We start from the raw sequence: 24,876 nt of genomic DNA, 5'->3' as shown, positions 1-24,876 counted from the left end.
CGTTAAGCGGACGCTAGCACATTACGAGACACGGTGACTCGTATACTGCGGGGGTGCAGCGCAGCTCAGCCGGTGCCCCTGGTCGTCCCCGCAGCGAGGCGGCCCGGCGCGCCGTGCTGGAAGCCGTGGACGACCTGCTGGTGGACGTGGGCTACGCGGCGATGACGATGAAGGGCATCGCCGAGCGGGCAGGCGTGGGGCGGCAGACGGTCTACCGGTGGTGGGCGACCAAAGCCGAGATCCTGCTCGAGGCGTGCGCGGAGGACGTGCGGGAGGAGCTGGTGGCGCCCAGGGTGGGCGAGGCGCGGGAGGATCTGCTCGGCTACCTCGTGGTGCTGGACCGCTTCCTGGTGGAGTCGCCCGCGGGTCTGGCCTTCCGGGCGCTGCTGGGCGAGGCCCAGCACGACCCCGCCGTGCGCGCCCTGGTCCGCGACGCCGACCTGCTCGCGCTGGCCGCGCGGGACGTCCTCGTGCGCGTGCGCCCTTCCGCGCCCGCCATGCCGGACCTCCCGCTGGCCGCGGTGCAGCTCATCGGCCCGGTCGTGACGCAGGTCCTGGCCACGGGCGAGGGGCTGCCGCGCGACCTGCTCGCGACCCACGCGGCCACCCTGCTTCGCGCCTGGCAGCCCTGACCACGTCGGCAAGTACTACCCGGCACGCCCAGGACGGCCGGTAACCACTACCCGATCAACCACTGCCCGGTTCGGCTTCGGGTAGCAGTTATCGGCCCGATCGGGTGCCACGGGTAGTACTTGCCGACGTGGGGTAGCAGTCGTTGGTGACCAGGCCGTCGCGTTGGACGGTCCGCGCGACCTGCTCGAGCAGGCCGTGCGGCTGACGTGCCTCGGCGGCATCACCCGGTGATCCGAACGCGCGGTCCCGGGCCGAGCGCTAGCGTCGGAGGGGTGGATCACGACAGCACTTTCGACGCCGTCCTGTTCGACTTCTCCGGCACGCTGTTCGACGACACCTCCGTCCTGGACCCCGACGCCATCGCCGCCAGCGGTGCGGACCTCGGCGGCCTGACCGCCACCGAGGTGGTCCGCTCGGTGCTCGCGCACGTCGACTCGCCCGCCTCCCTGGAAGCCCGCCGTGGCTGCGACCTGTCACAGGAGGCGCACCGGGCGGTGTGGACGCGGCTGATCGCCGAGTCCGGCCCCTTCGCGCCGGACGTGGTCGACGCCGTCTACGCCGCGCTGACCGACCCGGCCGCGTGGACGCCCTACCCGGACACTGCGGTAGTGCTGAAAGCCCTGCACGACCGTGGTGTCCGGATAGGGGTGCTGAGCAACATCGGTTGGGACATCCGACCCGCGCTGGCCGACGCCGGTGTGCTGGACCTGCTCGACGCCGTGGTGCTGTCCTGCGAGCACGGCCTGGAGAAGCCGGACCCGGCCCTGTTCGCGCTGGCGTGCCAGGAGATGGGGACGCCGCCCGGCCGCACGCTCTACATCGGCGACGACCCGGTCAAGGACGGTGCCGCGGTGCGCGCGGGGTTGCCGGTGTACCTGCTGCCGACCGAACGCGCGGTCAATCGCGAGCGCGGTCTGGGTGCGGTGCTGCGCCTGGCCAGTGCTTGAGCCCGGAACGGTCTTCTATGTGCTCAGCCCGAGGGTGGACAGCACCTTGATGGCCTCACTCATGAACCTTCTGAAAGCGTGCTCGTCGGTGAAGTGGAGACAGAACGCACCGTCGGCGAACGAGAGGAATACCTGTCCGCCGCTGATCTCGTGCTCGACCACGCAGTTGACATCGATTTCCGTGCTCGTTCGAGTGCGTATGCCGAAATCATTTTTCACGGGTCCGGTCGGTCCTTTTCGTATGTGCTTCTGCCACCTGGTGGTTCGGTGGTCACGAGAATGGCCGGGCAGGTGCAATACGTGCACTGGCACCGCCATCGCCACAGTCTGAAGCGGTCGCCGGCCCTGGGTAGTTCGACGTCTTCGGCGGTCGGAACGTGGAATGTGTGCGCCAGGGCGAGGCAGTTCGCGCAGGCGCGGCTGTGGTTCGCGCGATACAAGTACTGCCGCATCGGCATCTGTTCGGCATCTTGATCGCGTGTCACGGCGCAGTCAGATTTCCGGTAAGATGCCCGCAAGGTGCGGGGTCGACAAGCCTTAACATTTATTTGACCTCCTGTCGGGGCTGATTCGGGCATCGGGCGGTGATTTCAGGAGGAAGTGCGCGCAGGGCACTGCAAGATCGGAAAGAGTCGACACGTCGCATCCCGCCTTCGCTGTTCCCGCGTGCTTCGGATCTGCCTTGGACAGGCGAACCGCAGATGATGCTATGGCAATTACCTGGGAGTAACCCGAGCTGTCGGCTCGAGTTGGCCAGGGGAGTGGGCTAGAGGGGTACTCCCGCCCGAACAGCAATACGAGCGGCTTCGCCTGCCAAGGTCCGACGACCGCGTTGCACGAGCTGGCGCAGCACGGCATGGGCGGCAGGGCGGTGGCGCACGTCTTCTGGTGCCTGGCGTTCGGCGGCGGCAAGCATCACCAGCGCGCCCATGAAGTCACGGCGCTGTTCGTACCCCTTGGCTTGGTCCAGCAGGAGCGCTACGCGCCGCTCGATGGATGGTGAGCGGTCGTGGTCGATCTGTTCCGCGAGACGCAAGCCCTCGGCCCCGTCGCCCGTCTCGACCTCCACTGATACGGCGAACATTCTGACGTTGGTCGGACCGAACGCGGTCCACAGGGTATTGCGCTCGCCGGTGCACCGAGCGAGGAATTCCGCCAGGTGCAGGCGGTCGCGAGCTACCCACCGGTCCCCGCGACGCGCGGCGGCGATAGCCGCCACCAGCAGGAGCGAGCCGCGCAGGGCGAGCACATCGGCGCTGTCATCCGCCGTGGTGTTCGCCAGTTCTTCGATTCCGTGCATGGCGAGGGCTTCGGCACCCGCCAACTCTCCGCTCGCCAGCAAAACTTGCGCCAGATTCCACCGGGCAACGGCAAGTCGTGATGAATCATCGGCTACCTCGGCGGCCCGGATGGCGCGATCTGCGGCCAGGAGGGACAAGTCCGCGCGCCCAAGCCGCTTGGCAACTGTGCGAACGAGAGCGTAGAGGTCGGCCGCGTGCCGGTGAACCTGTTGCCGGCTGGCTGCTTCACTCGGGCTGCAGTGCGCTGCAAGCGCACCTTCGACCATCGTGACGAGCCGGGGCAGTGTGCGCGTGAGTTGGCTGTAGCGGTGCGGTGATGTCTGCCACTCGTGCCAGGCAACCGCAATGGCGGCATTCACTTCATCCGGACTGGTGGTGCAGGTCTCGGTGACGGGAAATGTCAAAGCCCGGTGCAGTTCATCCCCTGTGGCCTCCGCCGTCCGTCGAGGAGGAGTGGGCACGTGGTGGAGTAGTGCGTCCACGGGTTGCTTCAGCACGTTGGCGAGATCAGCGAGCACGCTGATCGTCGGCAGTTTCGTGCCGCGTTCGATCTGGTACAGGTAATCTACTGTGATACCGGCCAGGCCCGCGGTGACCGGTTGCGTCTTGCCCGCAGCGACACGGTAGAACCGGACCCGCTCCCCGATGCGCCGCGCAAGCTGCTTGTCCATACCCGTCGCTCCCGTTCATCGAGGTCGGATCGGCCCGATGCTACGAGCCGGACCAACGCCACCACCGGGTGACAAACTGATGGTCGTGATCACGCCTCGGTTGCTCGTGTTGTGGGACATCGACCACACGCTGCTCGCCTCGCACGGCTTGGGGCGTGAGATGTACGTCCGGGCTGTGCCCGCCGCGTTCGATCGGCCGTTCGTGGATCTGGCCGACGTGAGCGGCCGGACGGAACTGGACATCATCGCGGACACCCTCGTCCTGCACGGCGTCGAGCCGACGCGGGCCAACGCGACCCGACTGGCCGAGGCGCTGACTGCTTGCTACGAAGCCGCTCGCACCGAGCTGGCCGAGCGGGGGCGGGTGCTTCCCGGCGCGCGGGAAGCACTTGTGGCGCTGGCTGATGACCCGACCGTTTACCAGGCTGTGCTGACCGGCAACCTGCGGTCGGTGGCACGCGTGAAGTTGGAGGCTTTCGGGCTCGACCGGTACGTGGACCTCAACTCGAGTGCCTACGGCGACGACCACAACGTACGGGCCGGGCTGGTGCGCATCGCCCAGCGGCGGGCCGCCGAGCGGACCGGTGGCAGCTTCGACGGCGCCGACACCGTGCTCATCGGGGACACGCCCAGGGATGTGGAGGCCGCGCGCACGGCCGGAGTGCGAGTGATCGCGGTGGCGAGCGGGGGAAGCGGTGTCGACGAGCTGAAGCGGGTCGGCGCTGAAGCCGTGCTCCCCGATCTGACGGACGTTGCGGCGTTGAAGAAGGCGGTCACTCGGAAGGACACCAAGGACGGCTGAGTGCCATCGCGGATGCGTGCCCACGATGGTCGGTTTCGGGCCCGCTGCGCGCTCCGGGGAAGAACGGGGTGCGCCGTCCTCGATCACACCCCTTCAGCGGCCTGCCGGTCGGCGGCTTCGTTGGCGTGCTTGATCTCGGCCATGTGCTCCTCCGCCCAGGTCCGCAGTCCCGCGAGCGCGGTTTCCAGGGACAGCCCGAGGCCGGTGAGCCGGTAGAAGACCTGCGGCGGCACGGTCGGTTCGACCCGGCGGGCCACCAGCCCGTCGCGGGTCAGGGCGCGCAGCGTCACGGCCAGCATCTTCTGCGAGACGCCGGGCATCCGACGCTTGAGCTCGGCGAAGCGCACCTCCTCCGGCGCGGCGTCGGCGAGCGCCTTGACGGCCATGGACGTCCACTTCGTACCGATGCGGTCCAGCAACTGCCTCGTCGGGCAAAGGGGGTCGAACAGGTCGCCGCGCGCCCCGCGACCGGCGACCCCGGCTCCCGGGGTGGTCACCTGCGGCTCACCACCTTCCCTGAAAGTGCCTTCTACCGAGCGGCACAGCGGTTACCTATCGTTTTGTGGTAACCAATGGTAACCACGTGGAGGAGCCGTCGTGCCCGTCACCACCGCACACCACCTGCGCCGCGTCGAGGTCAACGGCGTCGAGCTCAACGTCGCGATCGCCGGGGGTGGGCCCGCGGTCCTGCTGCTGCACGGCTTCCCGCACACCTGGCGGCTCTGGAGCGGCACCATGGACCGGCTGGCCGGGCGCTACCGGGTCATCGCCCCGGACCTGCGCGGCTTCGGCGCCAGCGCGCGGGCCGTCGAGGGCTACGACGCGGGCACCCTCGCCGCCGACGCCGAAGCGCTGCTCGACGCGCTCGGCGAGTCCTCGGCGGCGGTGGTCGGCATCGACGCGGGCGTCGCCCCGGCCGTCCTGCTCGCGCTGCGCAGGCCGAACCTCGTCCGTCGCCTGGTCGTGATGGAGGGCGTGGTCGGCGACCTGCCCGGAGCGGAGAACATCGTCGGGCGCGGCCTCCCGTGGTGGTTCGGCTTCCACGCCGTCCCCGGCCTTGCCGAGACCGTCCTGGCGGGCAACGAGGCCCCGTACATCAACTGGTTCCTCGACGCGGGGACGCTCGGGCGAGGGGTGCCCGACGACATCCGCGCGGCCTTCGTCCAGGCGTACACCGGGAGCGAGGCCCTGCGCTGCGCGTTCTCCTACTACCGGGCCCTGCCCACCAGCGCGCGGCAGATCCGGGAAGCGGTCGCGATGGCCCGGTTGACCACGCCCACCATGGCCGTCGGCTCCCACCCCGTAGGCACCGCGCTCGAACGCCAACTCCGTCCCATCGCCGACGACCTGGTCGGGCACCACCTCCAGGACTGCGGCCACATCATCCCGCTCGACCGCCCCGACGCGCTGCTCGCGCTACTCGACCCCTTCCTGGCCGCAGATCTGCCGGGGTGAGCGCGGATCAGGGGGTCACCAGCACCTTGCCCAGGTGCCGCGTCACGGCCAGTTCGCGCAGCACGTCCGGCAGGTCGGCGAGGTCGACTGCCCGCGTCACCAGGCGTTCCACGCCCAGCCCGTCGTCCACCAGGGCTTCCAGCGCCAGCGCGAAATCGGCCGTGCTGGTGCCGTAGCTGCCGCCCACGACCACCGGCTTGCCCCGCCACCGCGCGGGAACCGCCCGCTCGCCGCGCCGCACGCCGTCCAGGTCGCAGTCCAGCCCCGGCAACCGGTCCCCGGCGCGGGTGCCGCCGTAGAGCAGCACCAGCCCGCCGGGGCGGAGCAGGCGCAGCGCCTCCTCCAGCAGGTCCGGGAAGACGAAACTGGCCGCCACGACGACGACGTCCTGGCTGTCCGGGGCCACCGTGCGCGACACCTCCTCCGGCAGGACCCCGTTGTCGCGCAGGAAGTCCAGCCGGTCAGGGGTGCGGTTGCGCAGCGACGCCACCGCCCCCGCCCGGCGGGCCAGCGCCGCGATCAGCACCCCGGCCACGCCCGCCCCCAGCACGCACACCGCCGCGCCGCGCAGGTCCGCGCCGCGATGGCGGACAGCCGAGGTCAGGCAGTGCGCCGCGCACGCCGCGGGCTCGGCGAACACCAGGCGCCGCGCGGCCACCCCCGGTGGGGCGACCGGCAGCGCCCGCGCCACGGCGTCCTCCTCGCCGCACACCCACAGCTGTTCGGCGAAGCCGGTGCCGCGCCGCACGGGCGGGTTGGGGTCGAGGCACACCCGCGTGCCCGGCGGCAGCCGCGCCGTGGTGCTGTCCACGACCTCGCCCACCAGCTCGTGCCCGAACTGTCCCGGTCCACCGCGCGTGCCCGTGACCTCCTTGAGGTCGGAGCGGCACACGCCCATCAGCTCGGTGCGCACGAGCACCCCGTGCGCGCCCTCCGGTCGCACGGGTGGACCGGCGGAGAGCACCGGCCCCGCCGTCGACAGGTGCACCGCGCGCACCTACAGCATCTCCAACGCCTCGCCGAACCGGTCGGCGATCAGGTGGGCGTCCTCGACGGTCAGCACCAGGGGCGGGCGCAGCTCGATCACGTTGCCCTCGCCGTGCTCGGAAACCCTGGTGATCACACCGCGCTGGGCCAGCGCCCGGTTCAGCGCGGCGGCCAGCCGCGGCGAGCGCGACCCGTCCGGCTCGGCCAGCTCCACGCCCAGCATCAGGCCGACGCCGCGCACGTCGTCCACGCAGGGGTGATCGGCCCGCAGCGCGGTCAGCCGCTCCAGCAGCACCGCGCCGGTCGCGCGCACGTTGGCCAGGAACTCCGGCTGCCGCACGATCTCCAGCGTCACGGTCGCGGCGGCGGCCGAGAGGGTGTGGCTGCCGTAGGTGAAGCCGTGCATGGACCTGGGCATCCCGGTCAGGCGCTCCTCGGTGAGGATCGCGGCCAGCGGCAGCCCGCTGCCGGTCAGGCCCTTGGAGGTGGTGATGATGTGCGGGCTGACGCCGAAGTGGTCGGCCGCGAACAGGTGTCCCGTGCGGCCCATGCCGGTCTGGTTCTCGTCGAAGATCAGCACGATCTCCCGCGCCTCGCAGAACTCCTTGAGCCGCTGGAGGTAACCCGGCGGCGGCACCACGTTGCCGCCGACACCGCTGATCGGTTCGACGACCATCGCCGCCACGCTGCCGGAGGAGGCGTAGGTGATGAAGTCCTCGATGCGGTCGACGCACCACAGCCCGCACGAATCCGGTGTCTGCCGGTAGAAGCAGCGGTGGCAGTAGGCGTCGGGCACCCGCACCGCACCGGGCAGGTGGTAGGGGAACGGGGCGCGCATCCGCGAGGTGCCGTTGTAGCTGGCGGTGGCGATGCTCTGCCCGAGGTGGCCGCGGAAGGGCACGATCACGTCGCGCTTGCCGGTGTGCCACTGGGCGATCTTGATCGCGCCCTCGTTGGCGGTGGAGCCGCCGGAGCTGCGCAGGTTGACCCGCGTGAGGTTGGCCGGGCTGAGCTCCACCAGCTGCCGCATCACCTCGTTGGTCGGGCCAGTCTGGAACGAGGAGCTGGCGAACACCAGTTCCTCCGCCTGCTCCTTGACCGCCGCGACCACGGCCGGGTGGTTGTGCCCCAGCACCAGGTTGAACGTGCCGGACACGCAGTCGAGGTGCTCGCGGCCGGTGGAGTCCCAGACGCGCACGCCCTCGCCGCGCACCAGCAGCGCGTCGCCCAGCTCGTAGTAGGCGTGCTCGCGGGGGTCGACGCCGGTGAGCGGGTTCATCAGCGCAGCCCCAGGCTTTCCAGCTGGGTGTCCACCCACCGCTCCAGCGTCCACGGCCGGGCGGTGTCGCGGCGCACCTCGGCGGCCCGCGCGCGTTCCTCCGGAGAGGACAGCAGGCCGGCGGCGATGGCCTCGGCCTGCTCCACGACGTCCTGCGGGTTGACCGTGCGGCACACCGGGGCCAAGATCTCCGCCGCGCCGGTCATCTCCGACAGCACCACGTCCGCGTCGCGCCGGTTGACCAGCGGCGCCTCGAACACGCTGAGGTTCTGGCCGTCCACAGTGGAGTTGAACACCAGCAGGTCGGCTCGCTCGAAGCAGCCGAAGGTGTGGTCCACGTCGTTGTCGCAGTGCGTGCGCACGGTGTCCTCGCCGAGCTCGGCGTTGGCCGCGGCGACCTCCTCCTCGACCCGCCGCACGTAGTCGGCGTTGGCCGGGACGTAGAGCCGGTTGGGGTTCATCCGCACCAGCATCCGCGTGCCGCGCAGCTCCGGGTTGTCCCGCACCGCCTGGACGAACGCCCGCACCGCGCGCCAACCGTTCTTGATGGGGTCGGTCCGTCCGGAGTGGACGACCAGCCGGTGCTCACCCGCCCACTCGGCGATGCCCTCCGGCAGCTTGGACCGGCGGCGGGCCAGCGTCTCGGGGCTGTAGCCCAGCGGCTGGGTGCGCACCCGCGTGGTGCGCCCGCGCCAGCGGACCTCGGCGGCGGCGTGGTCGACCTCGGCGTCGGGCAGCAGGTCGGCGACGCAGGACAGGAAGTTCCCGGTCCACCGGCTGGTGAAGAAGCCGATCACGTCGGCGGCCAGCATCCCCTCCAGCACCTCGACCCGGATCGGCCTGGGCAGGATGCGCCAGTAGTCCGCCGACGGCCACGGGATGTGCACGAACAGCAGGATCGGCGCGTCCGGCCGGTGCGCCCTGATCCGCGCGGGCACGCACACCAGCTGGTAGTCGTGCACCAGGTAGACCGGGTCGGGGTCGTCGGCGGAGCGGGTGATCATCTCGTCGGCGAAGTCGCCGGTGAACTCGGCGAACCGCTCCCACGCCCGCCGGGTCTCCGCGCCGAAGGTGGGCGTGGTCCAGCGGTCCCAGCCGTAGTTGTTGCCCGCCCACATCAGCTCGGCGGTGAAGAAGTCCTGCACCACCCGGAACATCTCGCGGTCGTGGCGCAGCTGGTGGACCCGGATGGTGCGGCCCGAGGGCAGCTCCACGACCGAACCGTCGGGGTGCTGCTCGGCGGCCTTGTGGTCGTCCTCGGTGTCGGCGCTGACGATCCACGACACGTCCAGGTAGCCCGCCTGCTCGGCGACCACGTTGCCGGTGCCGCCGGGAGCCAGCCACGCCCGCAGCTCGCCGGTGTCCTCGTCCGGCGCGTAGGTGACGACGGCCCGCTTGCTCGCCAGGAACAGGTGCTTGTCGGTCAACGGTCCTCCACTGCTCGGTGCGTCTTGCCCAGTGCTTCGGACAACCTCCGCGCGCTCTCGTCCACCCCCTCCGGCTCCAGGCCCGCCAGCTCGGGCAGCGAGTCCGCCCGCTCGCTGTGCAGGCAGGCGTTCTCCGGGCGGCAGGCGTACGGCCCGTCGGCGCGCTTGGCGGGCCGCACCAGGTCCGCGTCGGCTCCCAGCGCGGCGGCGATGCGCAGCGCCCACTCGTAGCGCGACAGCCGGTCCGGGCCGCCCAGGTGCAGCACCCCGGTGCGCCCGGCGGCCAGCAGCGCCGCGGTCCAGGCGGCCACGTCGTCGACGTGCACCGGGGTGTTCCAGTGGTCGTCGGGTACCCGCAGGACCTGGCCCGCACGCAGGGTCCGGGCGCAGGTGGTGGCGAAGTTGGGGCGCAGCCCGTCGGGGTCCCAGCCGTGCACCAGGCTCACCCGCAGCGCCAGCGCCGCACCGGTGTCGAGCAGGGTGCGCTCGGCGGCGAGCTTGGCCGCGCCGTAGGCGTTGGCGGGGCTGGTCGGGGCGGACTCGCCGCTGCTGGGCCTGCTGCCGTCGAAGACGTTGTCGGTGGAGATCAGCAGCACCGGGCGGCCGTCCGCGGCGTCGGCCAGGTGCCGGGCGCCGCCGGTGTGCGCGGCCCGCGCGGCCTCGGGGTTGGCCTCGCACCAGGTGATGTCGGACGGGCCGTGCACCGCCACCAGCGCGTCGGGGGAGTGCTCGCGCACCGCCGCCCGGCAGGCTTCGGGGTCCCGAACGTCCAGCGGGTGCCACGGCAGGCCCGCGGCGGAGGCGGCGGTGGGGCGCCGTCGGGAGCAGACCACCGCGTGGTCGCCGCGTTCGCGCAGGTGCGCGGCGATCGTGCCGCCGAGGTAGCCGCTGCCGACCACGAGCGCCCTCATGACGCCGTTCCCGGTGCGCGCACCACGATCGACGCGGCGGCCACGAGCAGGCCCCCGCACGCCACGGCGGTCAGCGCCGGGGTGAGCCCCCAGGCGCCCGCCATCACGCCCACCACCGGCGGGCTGACCAGGAAGCCGAGGTAGGACAGCGTGGTGACGGCGGCGATGGCGCCGGGGCGGCGCGCGTCGTCGACGGCCGCGCCCGCCAGGCCCAGCAGCGTCGGCAGCGCCGGGGCCAGTCCCACGCCCGCGATCGCGAACCCGGCCAGCGCGAGCGCCGGGGGCAGCCCGGCCCGCGCGGCCAGCGCGGCCGTGCCGATGCCGACCGCGCCCAGCGCACCCCCGGTCAGCACCAGCGCGCGACCGGAGACCCGGTCGCCGCGCCACTGCGCCAGCAGCCGCCCGGCGAACAGGCCCGCCATGTAGCAGGCGGGTGCGGCGCTGCCCAGCAGCGGGCCCGCACCCATGCCCTGCTCCAGGTGCAGCGCCCCCCACTGCTCCACGGCGTTCTCCACGAACAGCACCACCGCGGCCAGCACCCCGAACGCGATCAGCAGGGGCGCCACCGAGCGGCGCGGGCCGGGTTCGGCCGGGGCCGCCCGCCACCCGTCGCGGTCCACCGCCAGCAGCGCGCTGAGCAGCACCAGTCCGGCGATCACCAGCAGCACCGGCAGCGGTGCGACCCCGTTCTGCCTGGCCAGGCCCACGGCGGGCGCGGCGAGCACCATGGCCAGCGGGGTGGCGGCGTGGACCTTGTTGAACAGCCGCACGCCGTCGCGCGCCTCGTGCGCGGCGGTGGTGGTGTTGAGGGCGACCTCGATCGCCCCGGAGGTGGCGCCCACCAGCAGCAGCGAGGCGGCCAGCGCCAGCGGTGAGGTCGCCAGGCCGGGCAGCGCGCAGGCCACCGCGAACGCCACCAGCACCACGGGCAGCGTCCAGGCGCGCAGCGCCCTGGCCAGCGGTGCGGTGGCCACCATCGCGGGCAGGGCGCCCACCGGGATGCCGAACAGGGCGAGCCCGAACTGGGCCTCGGTCGCGCCCACCTGCTCGATCAGACCGGGCAGGAGTGCGGCCCAGCCACCCCAGAACAGGCCCCAGCTCGCCGCGGCGGCGATCAGGCCCGTGGAAGCGGAGCGTGTGGCTGCTCTGACCGGCACGGATACCTCCTGTCACCTAAAGTGCATAGGTGTCTACTCTAAGTTATTCTGGTACGGGTGGAAACACAACACGTGCCCTTTTCGGGTGATCCCCGAGAGGAGAACGATGGACCGTCACGGCTACCAGATCCGCGACCACATCCCTCTGCCGACCAGTCTGGGCCCGGTGCGCGTCGACGTCACCAGGGACGACTCCTACGACATCCGCGTGGTGCCCGATGTCGACAGCGCCGTGGCGGCGCTGCTGGACGAACTCGACGGCCACCGCGCCGCGGTGGTCACCGACCACGTGGTGGCCGACCTGCACGCGGAGCGCTTCACCACCGCCTTGGCCGAGCGCGGCCTGCTGCTGGGCACGACCACCGTGCAGGCGGGTGAGAAGAGCAAGTCGCTGACCACCGCCTTCGAGCTGATCGACTGGCTGGCCGAGCTCGACTTCGCCCGCCGCGACGTGGTGGTGGCGCTGGGCGGCGGCGTGGTGGTCGACACCGTCGGCTTCGTCGCCAGCGCCTACATGCGCGGCGTGCCGTACGTGAACGTGCCGACCACGCTGCTGGCCCAGGTCGACGCGGGCATCGGCGGCAAGGTGGCGGTGGACCACAGCGAGGCCAAGAACCTCGTCGGCGCCTTCTACCAGCCCAGGGCGGTGATCTCCTGCTTGGCGCACCTGCGCACGCTGGACGAGCGCCAGGTCCGCTCCGGGCTGGCCGAGGTGGTCAAGAAGGCGGTGATCGCCTCCCCGCCGCTGTTCGACTTCATCGAGCGCTGCGCGGACGAGCTGCTCGCCTGCGCCTCCCCGGCCATCGACGTGCTGGTGCACGCGGCGGGCGCGATCAAGACCCAGCTGGTCGGCCGCGACCCCTACGAGGTGGACCTGCGCAGGCCGCTGAACTTCGGGCACACCACCGGTCACGCCGTCGAGACCGTCACCGGCTACGGCCCCGTGCTGCACGGCGAGGCCGTCGCGTTCGGCATGGCGGTGGCGGTGGACGTGGCTCGCGGACGCGGGCTGATCGTGCCCGAGGTGGCCGACCGGGTCATCGGGCTGATCCGGCGGCTGCGCCTGCCCGTGGCGCTGCACGAGCTGGCCCAGCAGCCCGCCGTGGACGACGTGCTGGCGGCGATGGGCAAGATCCGGCAGATCCGCGACGGCAGCCTGCGCTTCGTGCTGCCGGTCGAGCTGGGCACCACGATCATCGCCGAGGACGTCACCGAGGACGAGGTGCGCCGGGCGCTGGTGCGCGACCGGGCGGCCACGCCGTGAGCACGCTGTGGGCGGTGGACGCCGGGGGCAGCACCACCACCGCCACCGGACCGGGCGGCAGGTCGCGCCGCGGGTCGGTCAACCCGGCCTCGGTGGGCGCCCAGCGGGCGGAGGGCGCGCTGCGGTCGCTGTTCGCCGATCTGGCCGCGCGGCTGCCCGGCGGGGCCGGGTTGGGCTGGATCGCCACGGCCACGCTCGACCCGGTGGACCCCGAGCGCGAGCTGGACCGGTTGCGCGCGCTGGCCGCGGACGCGGGGCTGCGCGGCCGGGCGGTGGTGTCCAACGACGCGCTGCCCTGGCTGGTGGCGCCGCCGCTGGCGGGCCGAGGCGCGGTGGTCGTGTGCGGGACCGGGTCGGGCTTCCTGGCCCGCAACGGGGCGGACGCGCCCACGCGGGTGGGCGGCTGCGAGTACCTGGGCAGCGACGAGGGCAGCGCGTTCGACATCGGCCTCGCGGGGCTGCGCGCGGCGGTGCGCGCGCGGGACGGCCGGGGACCGGGGACCGCGCTGGCGGAGGCGTTCCGGCCGACACCCGCGCTGCTGGCCCGCGACCTCGCGGCACGGGCGTTCCCCAAGGCCGATGTCGCGGCGCTGGCCCCGGTGGTGTGCCGGGCGTGGCTGGAGGGCGACGAGGTGGCCGCGTCGATCGTGGCGCGCGCGGTGGACGAGCTGGTCGTCGGCGTCGCCGCGGCGGCGCGGTCGGCGGGGCTGGAGGACGAGTACCTGGTCGCGGCGGGCGGCGGGGTGCTGCGGGGCAACCCCGAGCTGCTCACCGAGCTGGACTGGGCGCTGCGCGCCGCGCTGCCGGTGAGCGGGCTGGTGCCGGTGCCGGACCCGGACGAAGCGGTGCTGGCGGCGCTGACCGCCTGCGTCCGCGACGGCGACATCGTCCTGCCGCCCGGTCTCGACGGCGCCTGCGCCTGGCTGCTGGACCTCACCCCGGACCGGGCCGCTCCCGGCCCGACCGCTCCCGAACGGGCGGTCCCCGCGCCGGAGCCGCCCGCGACCGGGAACGGCGACGCGCGGGCGGCGGTGCTGCCGGAGCCGAGGGCCGCCGGACCGGCGAGCACCGCTCCGGTGGCGGTGGGGCTGTGCCTGGCCGCGTGGGGCGGCGCGGGCCTGGACGCCGCGGTCGCCGCCGCCGTCGAGGCCCGTGTGGACGCCGTGGACCTGCCCACCGACAGCACCTCCGGGCTGGTCGACGCCGACCGCTGGGCGCGGGACGCGGACTACCGGGCGCAGCTGCGGGCCGCGCTGCGCCCGGTCGCCGTCACCTGCGTCAGCAACAGCCGCGACACCCAGCTCCTGCTCGGCCCGCACGGTCCGCACACCGATCCCGTGCTGCGCGGCAGTCCGGACCAGAAGCGGGCGCACGCGCTGCGGCACGCCCTGAACGCCGTGCGGATCGCCGCCGACCTCGGCGCCGCGCAGGTCCGGCTGATGCTCGGCGTGCCAGACCTGGCGCGCTGGCTGTCCTGGTGGCACAGCGAGGTCGGCTGGGACGACAACGTCGCCGCCTGGCGCGAGGCGGCCGAGCCGGTGCTCGACCTGGCCGCCGAGCACGGCGTGGAGCTGCTCGTGGAGCCGCACCCCAAGCAGGTCGCCCACGACCCGCCGAGCACGCGCGCCCTGCTCGACGCGGTCGCGGACCACCGCGCGTCGGTGCGGGTGTGCCTGGACGTCGCCAACATCGCCGCCACCGGGCACGACCCGCTGGGGTGCGTGCGCGGCTGGGGCCTCGACCTGGGCGCCGCGCACGCCAAGGACCTCCAGCGCTGGACCGGCCCCGGCCTGCCGACCGGGGCGGGCTGGTCCCGCTACGGACCGGGGCCCGCGATCCGGTTCCGCGCGCTGGGCAGCGGCGACCTGCCGTGGCCCGCGCTGGTGGCCGCGCTGCTGGACGAGGGCTTCACCGGCGTGCTCTACGTCGAGCACGAGGACGCCCTGCTGCCCCGGCGGCAGAGCGTGGCCAACTCGGTGCGGCTGCTGCGCGCGCTGCTGCCCGACAGCCAACCGCAGGGGAGGACGTGGTGACGCCGTGGACGACGTGAGGGCCGCCCTGCTCGCCGGGGGCCTCGGCGAGCGCATGGGCAGGCTGACCGACGACACCTGCAAACCGCTGGTGCCCTACGCGGCCTCGTGCCGCCTGGTGGACTTCAGCGTCGACAACGCGGCTCGCTCGGGCATCCCCGAGGTGGTGCTGATGTCCCTGCACCGCGAGCGCGACCTGATCGACCACCTCGCGCGGCACTGGGACGGGCCGCGCGTCAAAGTCCACTTCGGACCGCACGACGAGCTGATCCGCTCCGGCGACCCCGGCCCGCTGCCCGAGCGGCCACCCGAGCGCGGCACGGCGGACGCGCTGCTGGCCAACGCCGAGTACGTGTTCGCGCCCGGCGCGAGGGACGTGCTGGTGCAGCACGCCGATCACGTCTACTCCTTCGACTACGGGCCGATGGTCGCCGCGCACCGGGCCAGCGGCGCGGACGTCACGATCGGCGTGCAGCGCATCGAGCGGCGGTACGTGCGGCTGTTCGGCATGGTCGAGGTCGACGACGACCTGGTGGTGCGGCGGTTGGTGGAGAAGCCCGCCGAACCGACGTCGGACCTGGTGTTCACCGCTTTCTGCTTGTTCCGGGCGCAGGTGCTGCGGCGGGTGCTGGACGAGTTGGCCGCGCTGGGCGAGGACGGCTGGCAGCACGACATCAGCCGGGACGTGCTGCCGTTCATGATCTCCTCCGGGCGGCGGGTGCTGGCCTACCCGATCAGCGGCTACTGGGCCGACATCGGGACCGTGGAGCGGTACCACGCCGAGCAGCTGAAGCTGTTGCGGCGACCGCACCCGCTGCCGCTGAACGCCTTGCCCACGACGTTGGCGGGGCGGTCGCCGCGGTACGACGCGGACAGCGACAGCCTGGTGGTGGGCGAGCTGCCGCGCGGGGCGCGGGTGCGCTCCAGCGTGGTGTTCCCCGGCGCGGTGGTGGAACCGGGAGCGGTGGTGGAGCGGTCGGTGGTGCTGCCGGGCGCGGTGGTCGTGGCCGGCGTGGTGGCGCGGGAGACCGTGGTGGGGGCCGGGGAGCGGCTGGCCGTCGCGCGCACCGGCTTGGCCGAGCTGGAGCCGAGCCGGTGAGGGGCCCTACCGGACGGTGTCGAACCGCTGGTGACCCAGCACGCCGAGCAGTTGCAGCTTCTCGGCCGCCTCCGTGCGGGGCGCGGCCGTGAGCACGAGCAGCATCTGCGCCTGGTCCTCGGTGAACAGCACCTGGCAGTCCACCTCGATCTCCCCCAGCTGGGGGTGCACGAGGACCTTGTGGTCCTCGAAGCGCTTGGCGACCTCGTGGCGTTCCCACAGCCGCGCGAACTCCGGGCTGGCCCCGCGCAGCAGCCGCACCAGCTCGCCCGCGCGGGACCGAGGGCCCATCGAACCGTGGGCGGCGCGGAGGTTGGCCACCATGGCGCGGCTCTGCCGGTCGCGGTCGCCCTCGGGGTAGATCAGGCGCTCGGCCGGGTCGGTGAACCAGCGGTAGATGTCGCTGCGCGCCCAGCCGGTGAGGTGGGACCGGTCGCCGTAGAGGGCTTCCGCCATGCGGTTCTGCACCAGCACCTCGCCCAGGTTGGACAGGATCAGCGCGGGTGTGTCCGACAGCCGGTCGAGCACGCGGTGCAGCGCGGGCGCCACGTGCGTCGCCGCGACCACGGCGGCGGGAGCGTTGCGGCCCGCGACCCGGAACAGGTAGTCGCGCTCGGCGTCGGTCAGGCGCAGGGCGCGGGCCAGCGCGGCCAGCATCTGCTCGCTGGGCTGCGGGCCGCGCTGCTGCTCCAGCCGCGTGTAGTAGTCGGTCGACATCGCCGCCAGCGCCGCGACCTCCTCCCGGCGCAGGCCGCTCGCGCGTCGGCGCGCCCCGGCGGGCAGCCCCACGTCCTCTGGGCGCAACTGCTCCCGGCGGCTGCGCAGGAACGCCGCCAGCTCCACGCGATCCACGCCCCCAGTATCCCGGTCCGAGCCGTGCGAACCAGGGATCGCCGATCCCCCGATGAGCGCTCTCTCCCGCCGGTCCCGCCGCGAGCCCACGCTGTGAGCATGGACATCAGCGGAAACACCATCTTCATCCCCGGCGCCACCAGCGGCATCGGCCTCGCGCTCGCCCAGCGGCTGCGGGCCAGGGGCAACACCGTCATCATCGGCGGCCGCCGCACCGAACTGCTCCGGCGGCTCGCCGCCGAGCACGGGTTCGACACCGTGTCCATCGACACCGCCGACGCGGAGAGCATCCGCGCCGCGGCCGCCGAGGTGCTGCGGGCGCACCCCGACCTCAACGTGGTCATCGCGATGGCGGGCATCATGCGCGTCGAGGACTGGCACCACGCCGACGGCTTCCTGGCATCCGCCGAGGAGGTCGTGACCACGAACCTGCTCGGCCCCATCCGGTTGGTGGCCGCGTTCGTCGAGCACCTGCGGACGCGCCCGCGGGCCACCATCGTGACCGTGTCCTCGGGCCTGGCGTTCGCGCCGTTGAAGGCCACGCCGAGCTACAACGCGAGCAAGGCGGCCATCCACATGCTCAGCGAGTCGCTGCGGCTGCAGCTGGCGGACACGTCGGTGCAGGTCATCGAGCTGGAGCCGCCCTCGGTGCGCACCGCGCTGCTGCCCGGCCAGCAGGACAGCGAGTTCGCCATGCCGCTCGACGAGTTCGCCGACGAGGTGATCTCGCTCTTCGAAGCGCAGCCGGACGCCAAGGAGATCCAGGTGGAGAACGTGAAGTTCCTGCGCTACGGCGAGGCCCGCGGCGACTACGACCAGGTCGTGGCCACGCTCAACGCGGCCGACCCGCACGGGCGGTAGCGCAGGCCGTGCGGCGAAGTGCGTTCAGCGCGCTGCGGAATTCCGCACCGCGTAGCCGGTCACGGTCGCGGCGCCGACCATCACGGCGATGAGCGTGAAGGCCAGCGGAAGACCGAAGCCGTTCGCCAGGAAACCGATTGTCGGAGGTGCCAGCAGGATGCCCCCGTAGCCGAGGGTGGAGGCGAAGGCGACCCCGTTGGGCCCGCCAAGAGCGCCCGCCCGCGCGATGGCCACCGGGAAGATGTTGGCCAGGCCGAGGCCGGTCGCGGCGAGCGCCACCAACACCACCCCCAGGTCCGGCGCCAGCGCGGCCACCAGGGCGCCCGCCGACGCCACGGCGCCGCCGACGACCACCACCCTGGTCTGGCCGAGGCGTTCCAGCAGCGCCACGCCGGAGAGCCTGCCGATGGTCATCGTGCCCTGCACGATCGCGTAGCCCGCCGCCGCGACGCCTTGGCCGCCACCCAGGTCGTCGGTGATGTGCAGCGGCACCCAGTTGTCCAGCGCGCCCTGGCTGTACGCGGCGCACAGGGCGATCAGCGCGAACAGCGGCAGGGCCGTGCCCGCGCGCGGCAGCAGGCGGCGGGGCCGGTCGACCGGGGCCTGCTCGTGGTGCGCGGCGGGCAGCGGTCGGGTCAGCAGGAACCACCCGCCCACCGCGGTGGCGGCCAGCACCACCGGCACCATCAGCAGCATGTGCCCGGTGGGGGACAGGTGCCCGGCCAGCACGCCGCCCAGCCCAGCGCCCGCCAGGCTGCCGAGGCTGTTCGCGGCGTGCAGGCTGGGCATGACCGGCCTGCGCAGCGCGGCCACCAGGTCGACCGCCACGCTGTTGATGGCCACGTCGATCGCGCCGTAGGCGACGCCGAACAGCAGCAGCGCCAGACCGAGGGCGAGGGCGGAGCGGGTGAGCGTGGGCGGCACGGCGCTGAGCGCGAGCAGGGCGCTCGCCACGACCGCGACCCGCCTGCTGCCGAAGCGCTCGCAGAGCCTGCCGGTGACGGCCATGGTGGCCACCGCGGAGCCGGTCATCGCGAACAGCGCCAGGCCCAGCGTGCCCGGCGTCGCGGCGACCTGGTCCTTGATCGCGGGGATGCGGACCGCCCAGCCCGCGAAGACGAAGCCCCCGAGGGCGAAGAAGACGGTGGTGGCGACGCGCAGCCGCACCAGGGCCGGGGAAGCCTCCGTTTTCGTGGTCGTGGATAATTTGTCCATCGGCGTCACAAACCGAGTGTAGGGCGATGACCGGTAGCGGGCAGAAGGGGAAGCGCGGCCACGCGGTGCTCGGCCGCGCGCTGGCGCTGGTGCACACCGGGCAGGTGCGCACCAGGTCCGCGCTGACCGCGGAACTCGGCGTCACCCGCACCACGGCGGGTGCGGTGGTGGCGGAGCTGGAGGCGCTGGGGCTGATCGAGGTCGACGCGCGACCAGGGGCCTCGGAGGGGGCGGGCAGACCCTCGCACCGGATCGCGGTGCACCCCGGTGGGCCGGTGGTGCTGGCCGCGCAGGTGCACGTGGACGGGTACCAGGTGGCGCTGGTGGGCCTGGGCGGGCGCGTGGTGGCCCGGACGGCGGACCGGGTGGTCGTACCCGCCGAACCGGACCGGGTCATCCGGGCGGCCGTGGAGGCGGGACTGGCGCTGCTGCGCGACAGCGGGCGCCGCTGCGCGGGCGCGGGCCTGGCCGTCCCGTCGGCGGTCGCGGAGCCCGACGGGACCGCGCTCAACCCACTGCACGTGGCGTGGCCGACCGGCGCTCCGGTGCGCGAGACCATGGCCGCGGAGATCGCCCGCGCGGGCCTGCCGGGAGCGGCCGCGGTGGCCAACGACATCAACCTCACCGCGCTGGCCGAGCACCGTCACGGCGCCGGCCGCGGTGCCCGGCACCTGCTGGTCGTGGCCACCGGCCACCGCGGCGTCGGCGGCGCGCTGGTGGTCGACGGCAGGCTCTACCGGGGTGGGGCGGGGCTGGCGATGGAGGTCGGCCACCTGACGGTCAACCCGCGCGGGCGGCCCTGCCACTGCGGCGGCCGGGGCTGCCTGGACGTGGAGACCGACCCGTTGGCGCTGCTGGCGGCGGCGGGCCGGGAGCCCGACCCCGACCGGTCGCCGCTGGAGCAGGCGCTGGCGCTGCTGGACCGGGAGAACGCCGACTTGGCGGTGCGGGCCGCCACGAGCGCGGTGGTGGACCGGCTGGGCATCGGCCTGGCGGGGCTGGTCAACGTGCTCAACCCGGACCGCGTCCTGCTCGGCGGGCTGCACGGCGGGTTGCTGCGGGCCGCGCCGAGGCGGCTGCCCGCGGTGGTGGCCGACTGGAGCCTGTGGGGCCGCAGCGGCAGCGTTCCGCTGGTGGCCGCCGAGTTGGAGGACGGCAGCCTGGTCGGCGCGGCCGAACTGGCCTGGCAGCCGGTCCTGGACGACCCGCTGGGGACGCTGGGCCGGTAGCGGGCGACCGCGCGGCCGGTGGTGGACTTCGGGAAGTCGCACGCGCCGCGCGAGCGCGGAGGACAGGGCCGAGGTCAGCCCGGAGTTCCGCCCTCCCGGTCCAGCCACTCCGACAGCAGGGCGCGCTCGGCCGCGGTGAGCATCGGCAGCTCCGCCGCCGCGGCGCGCAACGCGGCGGGTGCGGCCGGGCCGCCAGGGGGCAGCGGGGGCGGGTCGGTGAGGATCGAGCGCGTCACCGCCTCGTACATCGCGTCGGCGAGGCCGGGATCGCGCTCCTGCGGCGGCAGGGCGAGCAGGGTGAGCACGGTGCCGGTGCCCGCGGCGTGGAGCAGTTCGACGGCGCGCTGTTCGGCGACCCGGAGCCGCCCGGCCGCCGCGACGCGGCGCACCCGTGCGCGCAGCACCTCCAGCCCGGCCGTCGCAGCCGGTGAGCGGCCTGTGCGAGCGGGGTCGGTGAGCAGGCCGAACAACGCCGCGTTGGCCAGGCCGAAGTCGATGTGGACCCGCCACCCGGCGCGCAGGTCCGCCACCGGGTCGCCGTCCTCGGCGACCGCCTTCTTGGCGACGTAGGTGGCGAAGACGTGCTCGGCGACGGCGTCCAGCAGCGCGTCCTTGTCCTCGAAGAACCGGTAGATGGTCGGCGCCTGCATCCCGGCCGCCTGCGCGACCGCGCGCGTGGTGACCGCCTGCGCGCCCCGCTCGCGCAGCAGCCGCGCGGCGACCTCCACGATGCTCGTCCGCGTCCGGTGCCTCTCGGGCTTCGCCTCCACCACGCGGCTCAGGATAAGGGCGGTGTTGCTATCACCGTTGCCAACGTTGGTGGTATCGCCGTTGATCGCCGGGTGGCGGTGGCGCTCAGCGCGGCGACCGGGGCGGGTGCAGCGAGGCGCAGGTGATCACCAGCGCGGCGAGGACGAGGACCGTGGTGACGATGTCGATCAGCGCGTCGAGCAGCCATTCGAAGAGCATGGTCAGTCCTGTGGTGCGGTGGTCTTCCGGGCCGCGGAGGTCCCGGAACGTCGTCGGGAGCGCAGGCTGGTCGCGGTGACGACGGCGAGGGTGCCGATGATCACGGCCAGCGAGACCGGGGTGGGGATCTCCGGGACCCCCGGCCAGATGCCGTGCGCCCAGTGCAGCGCCAGCTTCGCCCCGATGAAGGCGAGGATGACCGCGAGCCCGTGGTTGAGGTGGACGAGCTTGGCCAGCGCGGAGTGCAGCACGAAGTACAGGGCGCGCAGGCCGAGCAGGGCGAAGGCGTTCGTGGCGAACACCAGGTAGGGGTCGTCGGTGATGCCGTAGACGGCGGGCACCGAGTCGATGGCGAACACCACGTCGGTGGCGAACACGGCCACCACCACGACCGCCAGCGGCGTGAGGGCGCGGTGACCGCGCTCGCGCACGGTCAGGCGGGCGCCCCGGTAGTCCCCGGTGACCGGCATCAGCTTGCGCAGCAGCCGGACCGACCGCATCCGGGAGACGTCCCGCTCGACCTCGCCCCCGGTGAACGCGTCGCGCAGGAGCTTCACTGCGGAGACGAACAGCACCAGGCCGAACACCAGGAAGGCCCACGTCCCGGCCGCCAGCATGGCCGCGCCCACCGCGATGAACACGCCGCGCAGCACCAACGCGCCGACGATGCCGTAGAGCAGGACGCGCTGCCGGACCTCGGTGGGCACGGAGAAAGCGCCGAGCAGCAGCATGAACACGAACAGGTTGTCCACCGACAGGGACTTCTCCACCACGAACCCGGTCATGAACTCCACCGCCGGGCCGCTCCCGAAGGCGCTCCACAACCAGATCGCGAACACCACCGGCAGCGCGAGGTAGAACACCGACCACCCCACCGCCTCGCGTGCCGAGACCTCGTGCGGGCGATGGGTGATCGCGAAGTCGGCGATCAGCAGCGCCACCAGCACGGCGATGCTGACCAGCCACAAGTGCGCCGATCCCAGCGATCCCGCGGCATCGGCCGCGGCCGGTACGAGCATCGGGGCCTCCTCGAACACCGGAGTGGTTCGAGGTCTCCTTCACCCCGCCGGGGTGGTCCCCCGGGGACACCGCCGGGATGCCCGTACTGACCGGGTGGACGCTTCGGAAGTACTCCCCTCGGCGTTCAGTATCGAACAGCGCTCGCACGGAGTAAATGCCCCGTCAACGGCGGTGTGCCCGCCGATCGGGTGCACCGCCGTCGGCGGGGTCACCGCGATGCCGGATCGGAGCCGCCTGCGCGGTCGTTGCGCTCGCCACATCCCGACCTCACCACGGGATCACCGCGGCGGGATGGGGGTAGAGTTGCACGCCGTCGGCGGGACGACGTCGTCCCCACCACGAACCCCTTCACGGACAGGAGACGACGCGTGCGCACGAGCCCGCCTCGCTCCCGGTCCTGCCCGCCGTAGCGGGAACCCCCTCCTCGCGCCGCTTCGGCGGTGGCCCCCGCGAGCGCCTCCGGCGCCGCTTCTTCCCGCGCGTCCCGCCGCTGGGGCGCGTCCGAGCACGACAAGGTCGCTGTGAACCTCTCCGCACCGAAGGCCCGACCGGCCTGGCTCACCCCGAAGGTGCTGCGCACCGAAGTCCTGGCAGGGCTGCTGGTGGCGCTGGCGCTGATCCCGGAGGCCATCTCGTTCTCCGTCATCGCCGGGGTCGACCCCAGCGTCGGGCTGTTCGCCTCCTTCACCATGGCCGTGGTCATCTCGGTCGTCGGCGGTCGCCCGGCGATGATCTCCGCCGCCACCGGCGCGGTCGCCCTGGTCGTGGCGCCGCTGGTGCGCGAGCACGGCCTGGGTCACCTGGTGGCCGCGGTCATCCTGGGCGGTCTGGTCCAGATCGCGCTGGGCGCGCTGGGCGTGGCCGGGCTGATGCGGTTCGTGCCGCGCTCGGTGATGGTGGGGTTCGTCAACTCGCTGGCCATCCTGATCTTCCTGGCCCAGGTGCCCGAGCTGGTGGACGTGCCGTGGCCGGTCTACCCGCTGGTCGCGGGGGCGTTGACGCTGATGGTGCTGTTCCCGCGCCTGACGAAGGCGGTGCCCGCGCCGCTGGTGTCCATCGTCGCGCTGACCGCGCTGACCATCGGGGCGGGCATCGCCGTGCCCACGGTCGGCGACCGGGGCGAGCTGCCGTCGGCGCTGCCCACGCCGGGGCTGCCCGACGTGCCGTTCACGCTCGACACGCTCAAGACCATCGCGCCGTACGCGGTGGCGCTGGCGCTGGTGGGGCTGATGGAGTCGCTGATGACCGCGAAGCTGGTCGACGACCTCACCGACACCCGCTCCAACAAGACGCGGGAGTCCATCGGCCAGGGCGTGGCCAACGTGGTGACCGGCCTGTTCGGCGGCATGGGCGGCTGCGCCATGATCGGCCAGACGATGATCAACGTGAAGAACGGGGCGCGCACGCGCCTGTCGACGTTCCTGGCGGGCGCGTTCCTGATGGTGCTGTGCGTGGTCTTCGGCCCGCTGGTCTCGGACATCCCGATGGCCGCGCTGGTCGCGGTCATGGTGCTGGTCTCGGTGGGCACCTTCGACTGGCACTCCGTGGCACCGTCGACGCTCAAGCGGATGCCCGCCGGGGAGATCGCGGTGATGGTGGTGACCGTGGCGGCGGTCGTGGCCACCGACAACCTCGCCATCGGCGTCGTGCTCGGCAGTCTGACCGCCGTGGTCATCTTCGCCCGCCGCGTCGCGGGCACGGCCACCGTGGAAGCCGTGCTCGACCCGGACGGCACCAGGGTCGTCTACGTCGTCAAGGGGGAGTTGTTCTTCGCCTCCAGCAACGACATCGTGCACCGGTTCGACTACGCCAACGACCCCGCAGAGGTCATCGTCGACCTCGGCGCGGCGCACATCTGGGACGCGTCCTCGGTCGCGGCACTGGACGCGATCACCGGCAAGTACGCCGCACGCGGCAAGACCGTCCGGATCACCGGCCTCAACCGGCGCAGCGCCGAGCTCCACGGCGCGCTGAGCGGGGAGCTCAGCGGCAGCCACTGAAGCCCCGGCGCGGGCCCGCGATCAGCCCAGGACCAGCGGGAGCTTCGCGGCCAGCTCGCCCAGCCCGGCCCGCTGCGCGGGGGTCGGGGCCTTGCGACCGGTGCCGATCAGCAGCGCGTCCTCGTCGGAGAACGACCGGGGGAACGCGGCCGCGGCGATCCGCTCCAGCATCCCGCGCGAGCGGGCGAGGCCGTCGGCGGGCGGTCGCGCCGCGTCGGGCAGGTGCGCGACGAGGTCGAGGTGGTGCAGCGTCCACTCCAGGACGTACGCGGACAGGTAGTCACCCGCGGTGATGACCTGTCCGCGCGTGCTGACGCGGGCCTCGGGATCGGCCAGCCCGGCGGCCCGGCCTGCGGCGGAGCCGACGTCGTCGAGGTGGAACTTCAGCAGCCACGGCTGCTCGTAGGCGGCGGCCAGCCGGACGACCAGCGCGTCGAGCGGGTCGTCGCCGCTCGGCGGCGTCGCGGTGACCTGCCAGTAGGTGATCGCGTCCCTGGTCGGTTCCCCCTCGGCGGGGGTCACCAGGGTGATCAGGACGTCCTGCGCGTCGATGACCAGGTGGCACACCAGGTCCCGGACGAGCCAGCCCGCGCAGCCGGACGGTCGCGCGAAGTGCTCGTCGGGCAGGTCGGCCACCGCTGCCCGCAACGCCGCCCATGAGCGCGAGAAGAGGTCCACACCGGCAAGGTAGGGCGGGTCCGCGGTGGCGGACAAGCACTGGCGGACGAGCACTGGCGGCGGTCCGGATCAGTGGGATGATCGTCGGG

Annotated in this window: 23 protein-coding genes; 10 read left to right on the top strand and 13 right to left on the bottom strand. The window is 73.1% G+C overall.

The window, feature by feature from the left end; genetic code table 11:
• Positions 1-53: 53 nt before the first annotated feature.
• On the top strand, positions 54-632 hold the full coding sequence (locus IEZ00_RS15090; protein WP_229795675.1) for a TetR/AcrR family transcriptional regulator: 579 nt from the start codon (positions 54-56) through the stop codon (positions 630-632).
• Between the two features lie 273 nt (positions 633-905).
• On the top strand, positions 906-1,580 hold the full coding sequence (locus IEZ00_RS15085; RefSeq protein ID WP_189223834.1) for an HAD family hydrolase: 675 nt from the start codon (positions 906-908) through the stop codon (positions 1,578-1,580).
• Positions 1,581-1,595: 15 nt separating this feature from the next.
• Here the strand turns inward: IEZ00_RS15085 and IEZ00_RS15080 are convergent, their stop codons facing one another.
• Together IEZ00_RS15080 and IEZ00_RS15075 are read right to left on the bottom strand one after the other, a co-directional pair.
• Entirely contained in the window at positions 1,596-1,799 is a 204-nt protein-coding gene (locus IEZ00_RS15080; protein WP_189223833.1) for a hypothetical protein, read from the bottom strand.
• A gap of 547 nt (positions 1,800-2,346) precedes the next feature.
• The gene (locus tag IEZ00_RS15075; RefSeq protein ID WP_189223832.1) at positions 2,347-3,552 is read right to left on the bottom strand and encodes a helix-turn-helix domain-containing protein; all 1,206 of its coding nucleotides are present in this window, start codon (positions 3,550-3,552) and stop codon (positions 2,347-2,349) included.
• 79 nt (positions 3,553-3,631) lie between these two features.
• Here IEZ00_RS15075 and IEZ00_RS15070 point away from each other — a divergent pair, with 79 nt between their 5' ends.
• On the top strand, positions 3,632-4,354 hold the full coding sequence (locus IEZ00_RS15070; protein ID WP_189223831.1) for a haloacid dehalogenase-like hydrolase: 723 nt from the start codon (positions 3,632-3,634) through the stop codon (positions 4,352-4,354).
• 83 nt (positions 4,355-4,437) lie between these two features.
• Here IEZ00_RS15070 and IEZ00_RS15065 read toward each other — a convergent pair whose 3' ends face one another.
• Positions 4,438-4,851, bottom strand: a complete 414-nt coding sequence (locus tag IEZ00_RS15065) for a winged helix-turn-helix transcriptional regulator (protein WP_189223830.1) — start codon at positions 4,849-4,851, stop codon at positions 4,438-4,440.
• Between the two features lie 100 nt (positions 4,852-4,951).
• Here IEZ00_RS15065 and IEZ00_RS15060 point away from each other — a divergent pair, with 100 nt between their 5' ends.
• On the top strand, positions 4,952-5,809 hold the full coding sequence (locus IEZ00_RS15060; protein WP_189223829.1) for an alpha/beta fold hydrolase: 858 nt from the start codon (positions 4,952-4,954) through the stop codon (positions 5,807-5,809).
• A gap of 7 nt (positions 5,810-5,816) precedes the next feature.
• On the opposite strand, the gene IEZ00_RS15055 is transcribed toward IEZ00_RS15060, so the two are convergent.
• From IEZ00_RS15055 to IEZ00_RS15035, 5 genes are read right to left on the bottom strand one after another with little or no spacing between them, the layout of a single operon-like run.
• Positions 5,817-6,797, bottom strand: coding sequence for an alcohol dehydrogenase catalytic domain-containing protein (locus IEZ00_RS15055; RefSeq protein ID WP_189223828.1), 981 nt, complete (start codon positions 6,795-6,797; stop codon positions 5,817-5,819).
• Positions 6,798-6,806: 9 nt separating this feature from the next.
• On the bottom strand, positions 6,807-8,075 hold the full coding sequence (locus tag IEZ00_RS15050; RefSeq protein WP_189223827.1) for an aspartate aminotransferase family protein: 1,269 nt from the start codon (positions 8,073-8,075) through the stop codon (positions 6,807-6,809).
• Entirely contained in the window at positions 8,075-9,502 is a 1,428-nt protein-coding gene (locus tag IEZ00_RS15045) for a trehalose-6-phosphate synthase (protein ID WP_189223826.1), read from the bottom strand. Before IEZ00_RS15045 ends, IEZ00_RS15050 begins: the two co-directional genes overlap by 1 nt.
• The gene (locus IEZ00_RS15040) at positions 9,499-10,413 is read right to left on the bottom strand and encodes an SDR family oxidoreductase (RefSeq protein ID WP_189223825.1); all 915 of its coding nucleotides are present in this window, start codon (positions 10,411-10,413) and stop codon (positions 9,499-9,501) included. The genes IEZ00_RS15045 and IEZ00_RS15040 overlap by 4 nt, the downstream gene beginning before the upstream one ends.
• Complete coding sequence (locus IEZ00_RS15035) at positions 10,410-11,570, bottom strand: MFS transporter (RefSeq protein ID WP_189223824.1); 1,161 nt, start codon at positions 11,568-11,570, stop codon at positions 10,410-10,412. Before IEZ00_RS15035 ends, IEZ00_RS15040 begins: the two co-directional genes overlap by 4 nt.
• A 106-nt stretch (positions 11,571-11,676) precedes the next feature.
• On the opposite strand from IEZ00_RS15035, the gene aroB reads away from it, so the two are divergent.
• Genes aroB through IEZ00_RS15020 form a run of 3 tightly spaced genes read left to right on the top strand, consistent with a single transcriptional unit; the run spans position 11,677 to position 15,963 of the window.
• A complete protein-coding gene (gene aroB, locus IEZ00_RS15030; RefSeq protein WP_189223823.1) occupies positions 11,677-12,834 on the top strand; it encodes a 3-dehydroquinate synthase in 1,158 nt (385 codons plus the stop codon).
• Positions 12,831-14,867, top strand: coding sequence for a TIM barrel protein (locus tag IEZ00_RS15025; protein WP_189223822.1), 2,037 nt, complete (start codon positions 12,831-12,833; stop codon positions 14,865-14,867). The genes aroB and IEZ00_RS15025 overlap by 4 nt, the downstream gene beginning before the upstream one ends.
• Before the next feature lie 4 nt (positions 14,868-14,871).
• Complete coding sequence (locus tag IEZ00_RS15020; protein ID WP_229795673.1) at positions 14,872-15,963, top strand: sugar phosphate nucleotidyltransferase; 1,092 nt, start codon at positions 14,872-14,874, stop codon at positions 15,961-15,963.
• Positions 15,964-15,969: 6 nt separating this feature from the next.
• Here IEZ00_RS15020 and IEZ00_RS15015 read toward each other — a convergent pair whose 3' ends face one another.
• Positions 15,970-16,815 (bottom strand): helix-turn-helix transcriptional regulator, encoded by an 846-nt coding sequence (locus tag IEZ00_RS15015; protein ID WP_189223821.1) that lies wholly within the window; start codon positions 16,813-16,815, stop codon positions 15,970-15,972.
• Between the two features lie 99 nt (positions 16,816-16,914).
• Between IEZ00_RS15015 and IEZ00_RS15010 the strand changes: the two genes are divergently transcribed.
• Positions 16,915-17,676: an SDR family oxidoreductase gene (locus tag IEZ00_RS15010; RefSeq protein WP_189223820.1), complete on the top strand. Its 762-nt coding sequence runs from the start codon at positions 16,915-16,917 to the stop codon at positions 17,674-17,676.
• Positions 17,677-17,700: 24 nt separating this feature from the next.
• On the opposite strand, the gene IEZ00_RS15005 is transcribed toward IEZ00_RS15010, so the two are convergent.
• On the bottom strand, positions 17,701-18,891 hold the full coding sequence (locus tag IEZ00_RS15005; RefSeq protein ID WP_189223819.1) for an MFS transporter: 1,191 nt from the start codon (positions 18,889-18,891) through the stop codon (positions 17,701-17,703).
• A 26-nt stretch (positions 18,892-18,917) separates the two neighbouring features.
• On the opposite strand from IEZ00_RS15005, the gene IEZ00_RS15000 reads away from it, so the two are divergent.
• Entirely contained in the window at positions 18,918-20,120 is a 1,203-nt protein-coding gene (locus IEZ00_RS15000) for an ROK family protein (protein WP_189223818.1), read from the top strand.
• A gap of 74 nt (positions 20,121-20,194) precedes the next feature.
• On the opposite strand, the gene IEZ00_RS14995 is transcribed toward IEZ00_RS15000, so the two are convergent.
• Both IEZ00_RS14995 and IEZ00_RS14990 read right to left on the bottom strand, forming a co-directional pair.
• Complete coding sequence (locus tag IEZ00_RS14995; RefSeq protein WP_306344677.1) at positions 20,195-20,893, bottom strand: TetR/AcrR family transcriptional regulator; 699 nt, start codon at positions 20,891-20,893, stop codon at positions 20,195-20,197.
• Positions 20,894-21,091: 198 nt separating this feature from the next.
• Positions 21,092-22,108 carry a TerC/Alx family metal homeostasis membrane protein gene (locus IEZ00_RS14990; RefSeq protein ID WP_189223817.1) on the bottom strand — a complete coding sequence of 339 codons (1,017 nt, stop codon included), beginning with the start codon at positions 22,106-22,108 and terminating at the stop codon, positions 21,092-21,094.
• A 522-nt stretch (positions 22,109-22,630) separates the two neighbouring features.
• Here IEZ00_RS14990 and IEZ00_RS14985 point away from each other — a divergent pair.
• On the top strand, positions 22,631-24,109 hold the full coding sequence (locus IEZ00_RS14985; RefSeq protein WP_189223816.1) for a SulP family inorganic anion transporter: 1,479 nt from the start codon (positions 22,631-22,633) through the stop codon (positions 24,107-24,109).
• Between the two features lie 21 nt (positions 24,110-24,130).
• Here the strand turns inward: IEZ00_RS14985 and IEZ00_RS14980 are convergent, their stop codons facing one another.
• On the bottom strand, positions 24,131-24,787 hold the full coding sequence (locus IEZ00_RS14980) for a maleylpyruvate isomerase N-terminal domain-containing protein (RefSeq protein WP_189223815.1): 657 nt from the start codon (positions 24,785-24,787) through the stop codon (positions 24,131-24,133).
• Between the last annotated feature and the right edge of the window lie 89 nt (positions 24,788-24,876).

The organism is Saccharothrix coeruleofusca (genome assembly GCF_014648515.1).
GTDB lineage: Bacteria > Actinomycetota > Actinomycetes > Mycobacteriales > Pseudonocardiaceae > Actinosynnema > Actinosynnema coeruleofuscum.
Note: the sequence above shows the minus strand (reverse complement) of the source record. Positions and strands in the feature narration are given on the sequence as shown.

Bases quoted from the DNA above. Each gene is read 5' to 3' on its own strand.
- IEZ00_RS15070 (WP_189223831.1), top strand. From the start codon at position 3,632: ATGGTCGTGATCACGCCTCGGTTGCTCGTGTTGTGGGACATCGACCAC.
- IEZ00_RS15000 (WP_189223818.1), top strand. From the start codon at position 18,918: ATGACCGGTAGCGGGCAGAAGGGGAAGCGCGGCCACGCGGTGCTCGGC.
- aroB (WP_189223823.1), top strand. From the start codon at position 11,677: ATGGACCGTCACGGCTACCAGATCCGCGACCACATCCCTCTGCCGACC.
- IEZ00_RS15005 (WP_189223819.1), bottom strand. From the start codon at position 18,891: ATGGACAAATTATCCACGACCACGAAAACGGAGGCTTCCCCGGCCCTG.
- IEZ00_RS15075 (WP_189223832.1), bottom strand. From the start codon at position 3,552: ATGGACAAGCAGCTTGCGCGGCGCATCGGGGAGCGGGTCCGGTTCTAC.
- IEZ00_RS14990 (WP_189223817.1), bottom strand. From the start codon at position 22,108: ATGCTCGTACCGGCCGCGGCCGATGCCGCGGGATCGCTGGGATCGGCG.
- IEZ00_RS15050 (WP_189223827.1), bottom strand. From the start codon at position 8,075: ATGAACCCGCTCACCGGCGTCGACCCCCGCGAGCACGCCTACTACGAG.
- IEZ00_RS15010 (WP_189223820.1), top strand. From the start codon at position 16,915: ATGGACATCAGCGGAAACACCATCTTCATCCCCGGCGCCACCAGCGGC.
- IEZ00_RS15040 (WP_189223825.1), bottom strand. From the start codon at position 10,413: ATGAGGGCGCTCGTGGTCGGCAGCGGCTACCTCGGCGGCACGATCGCC.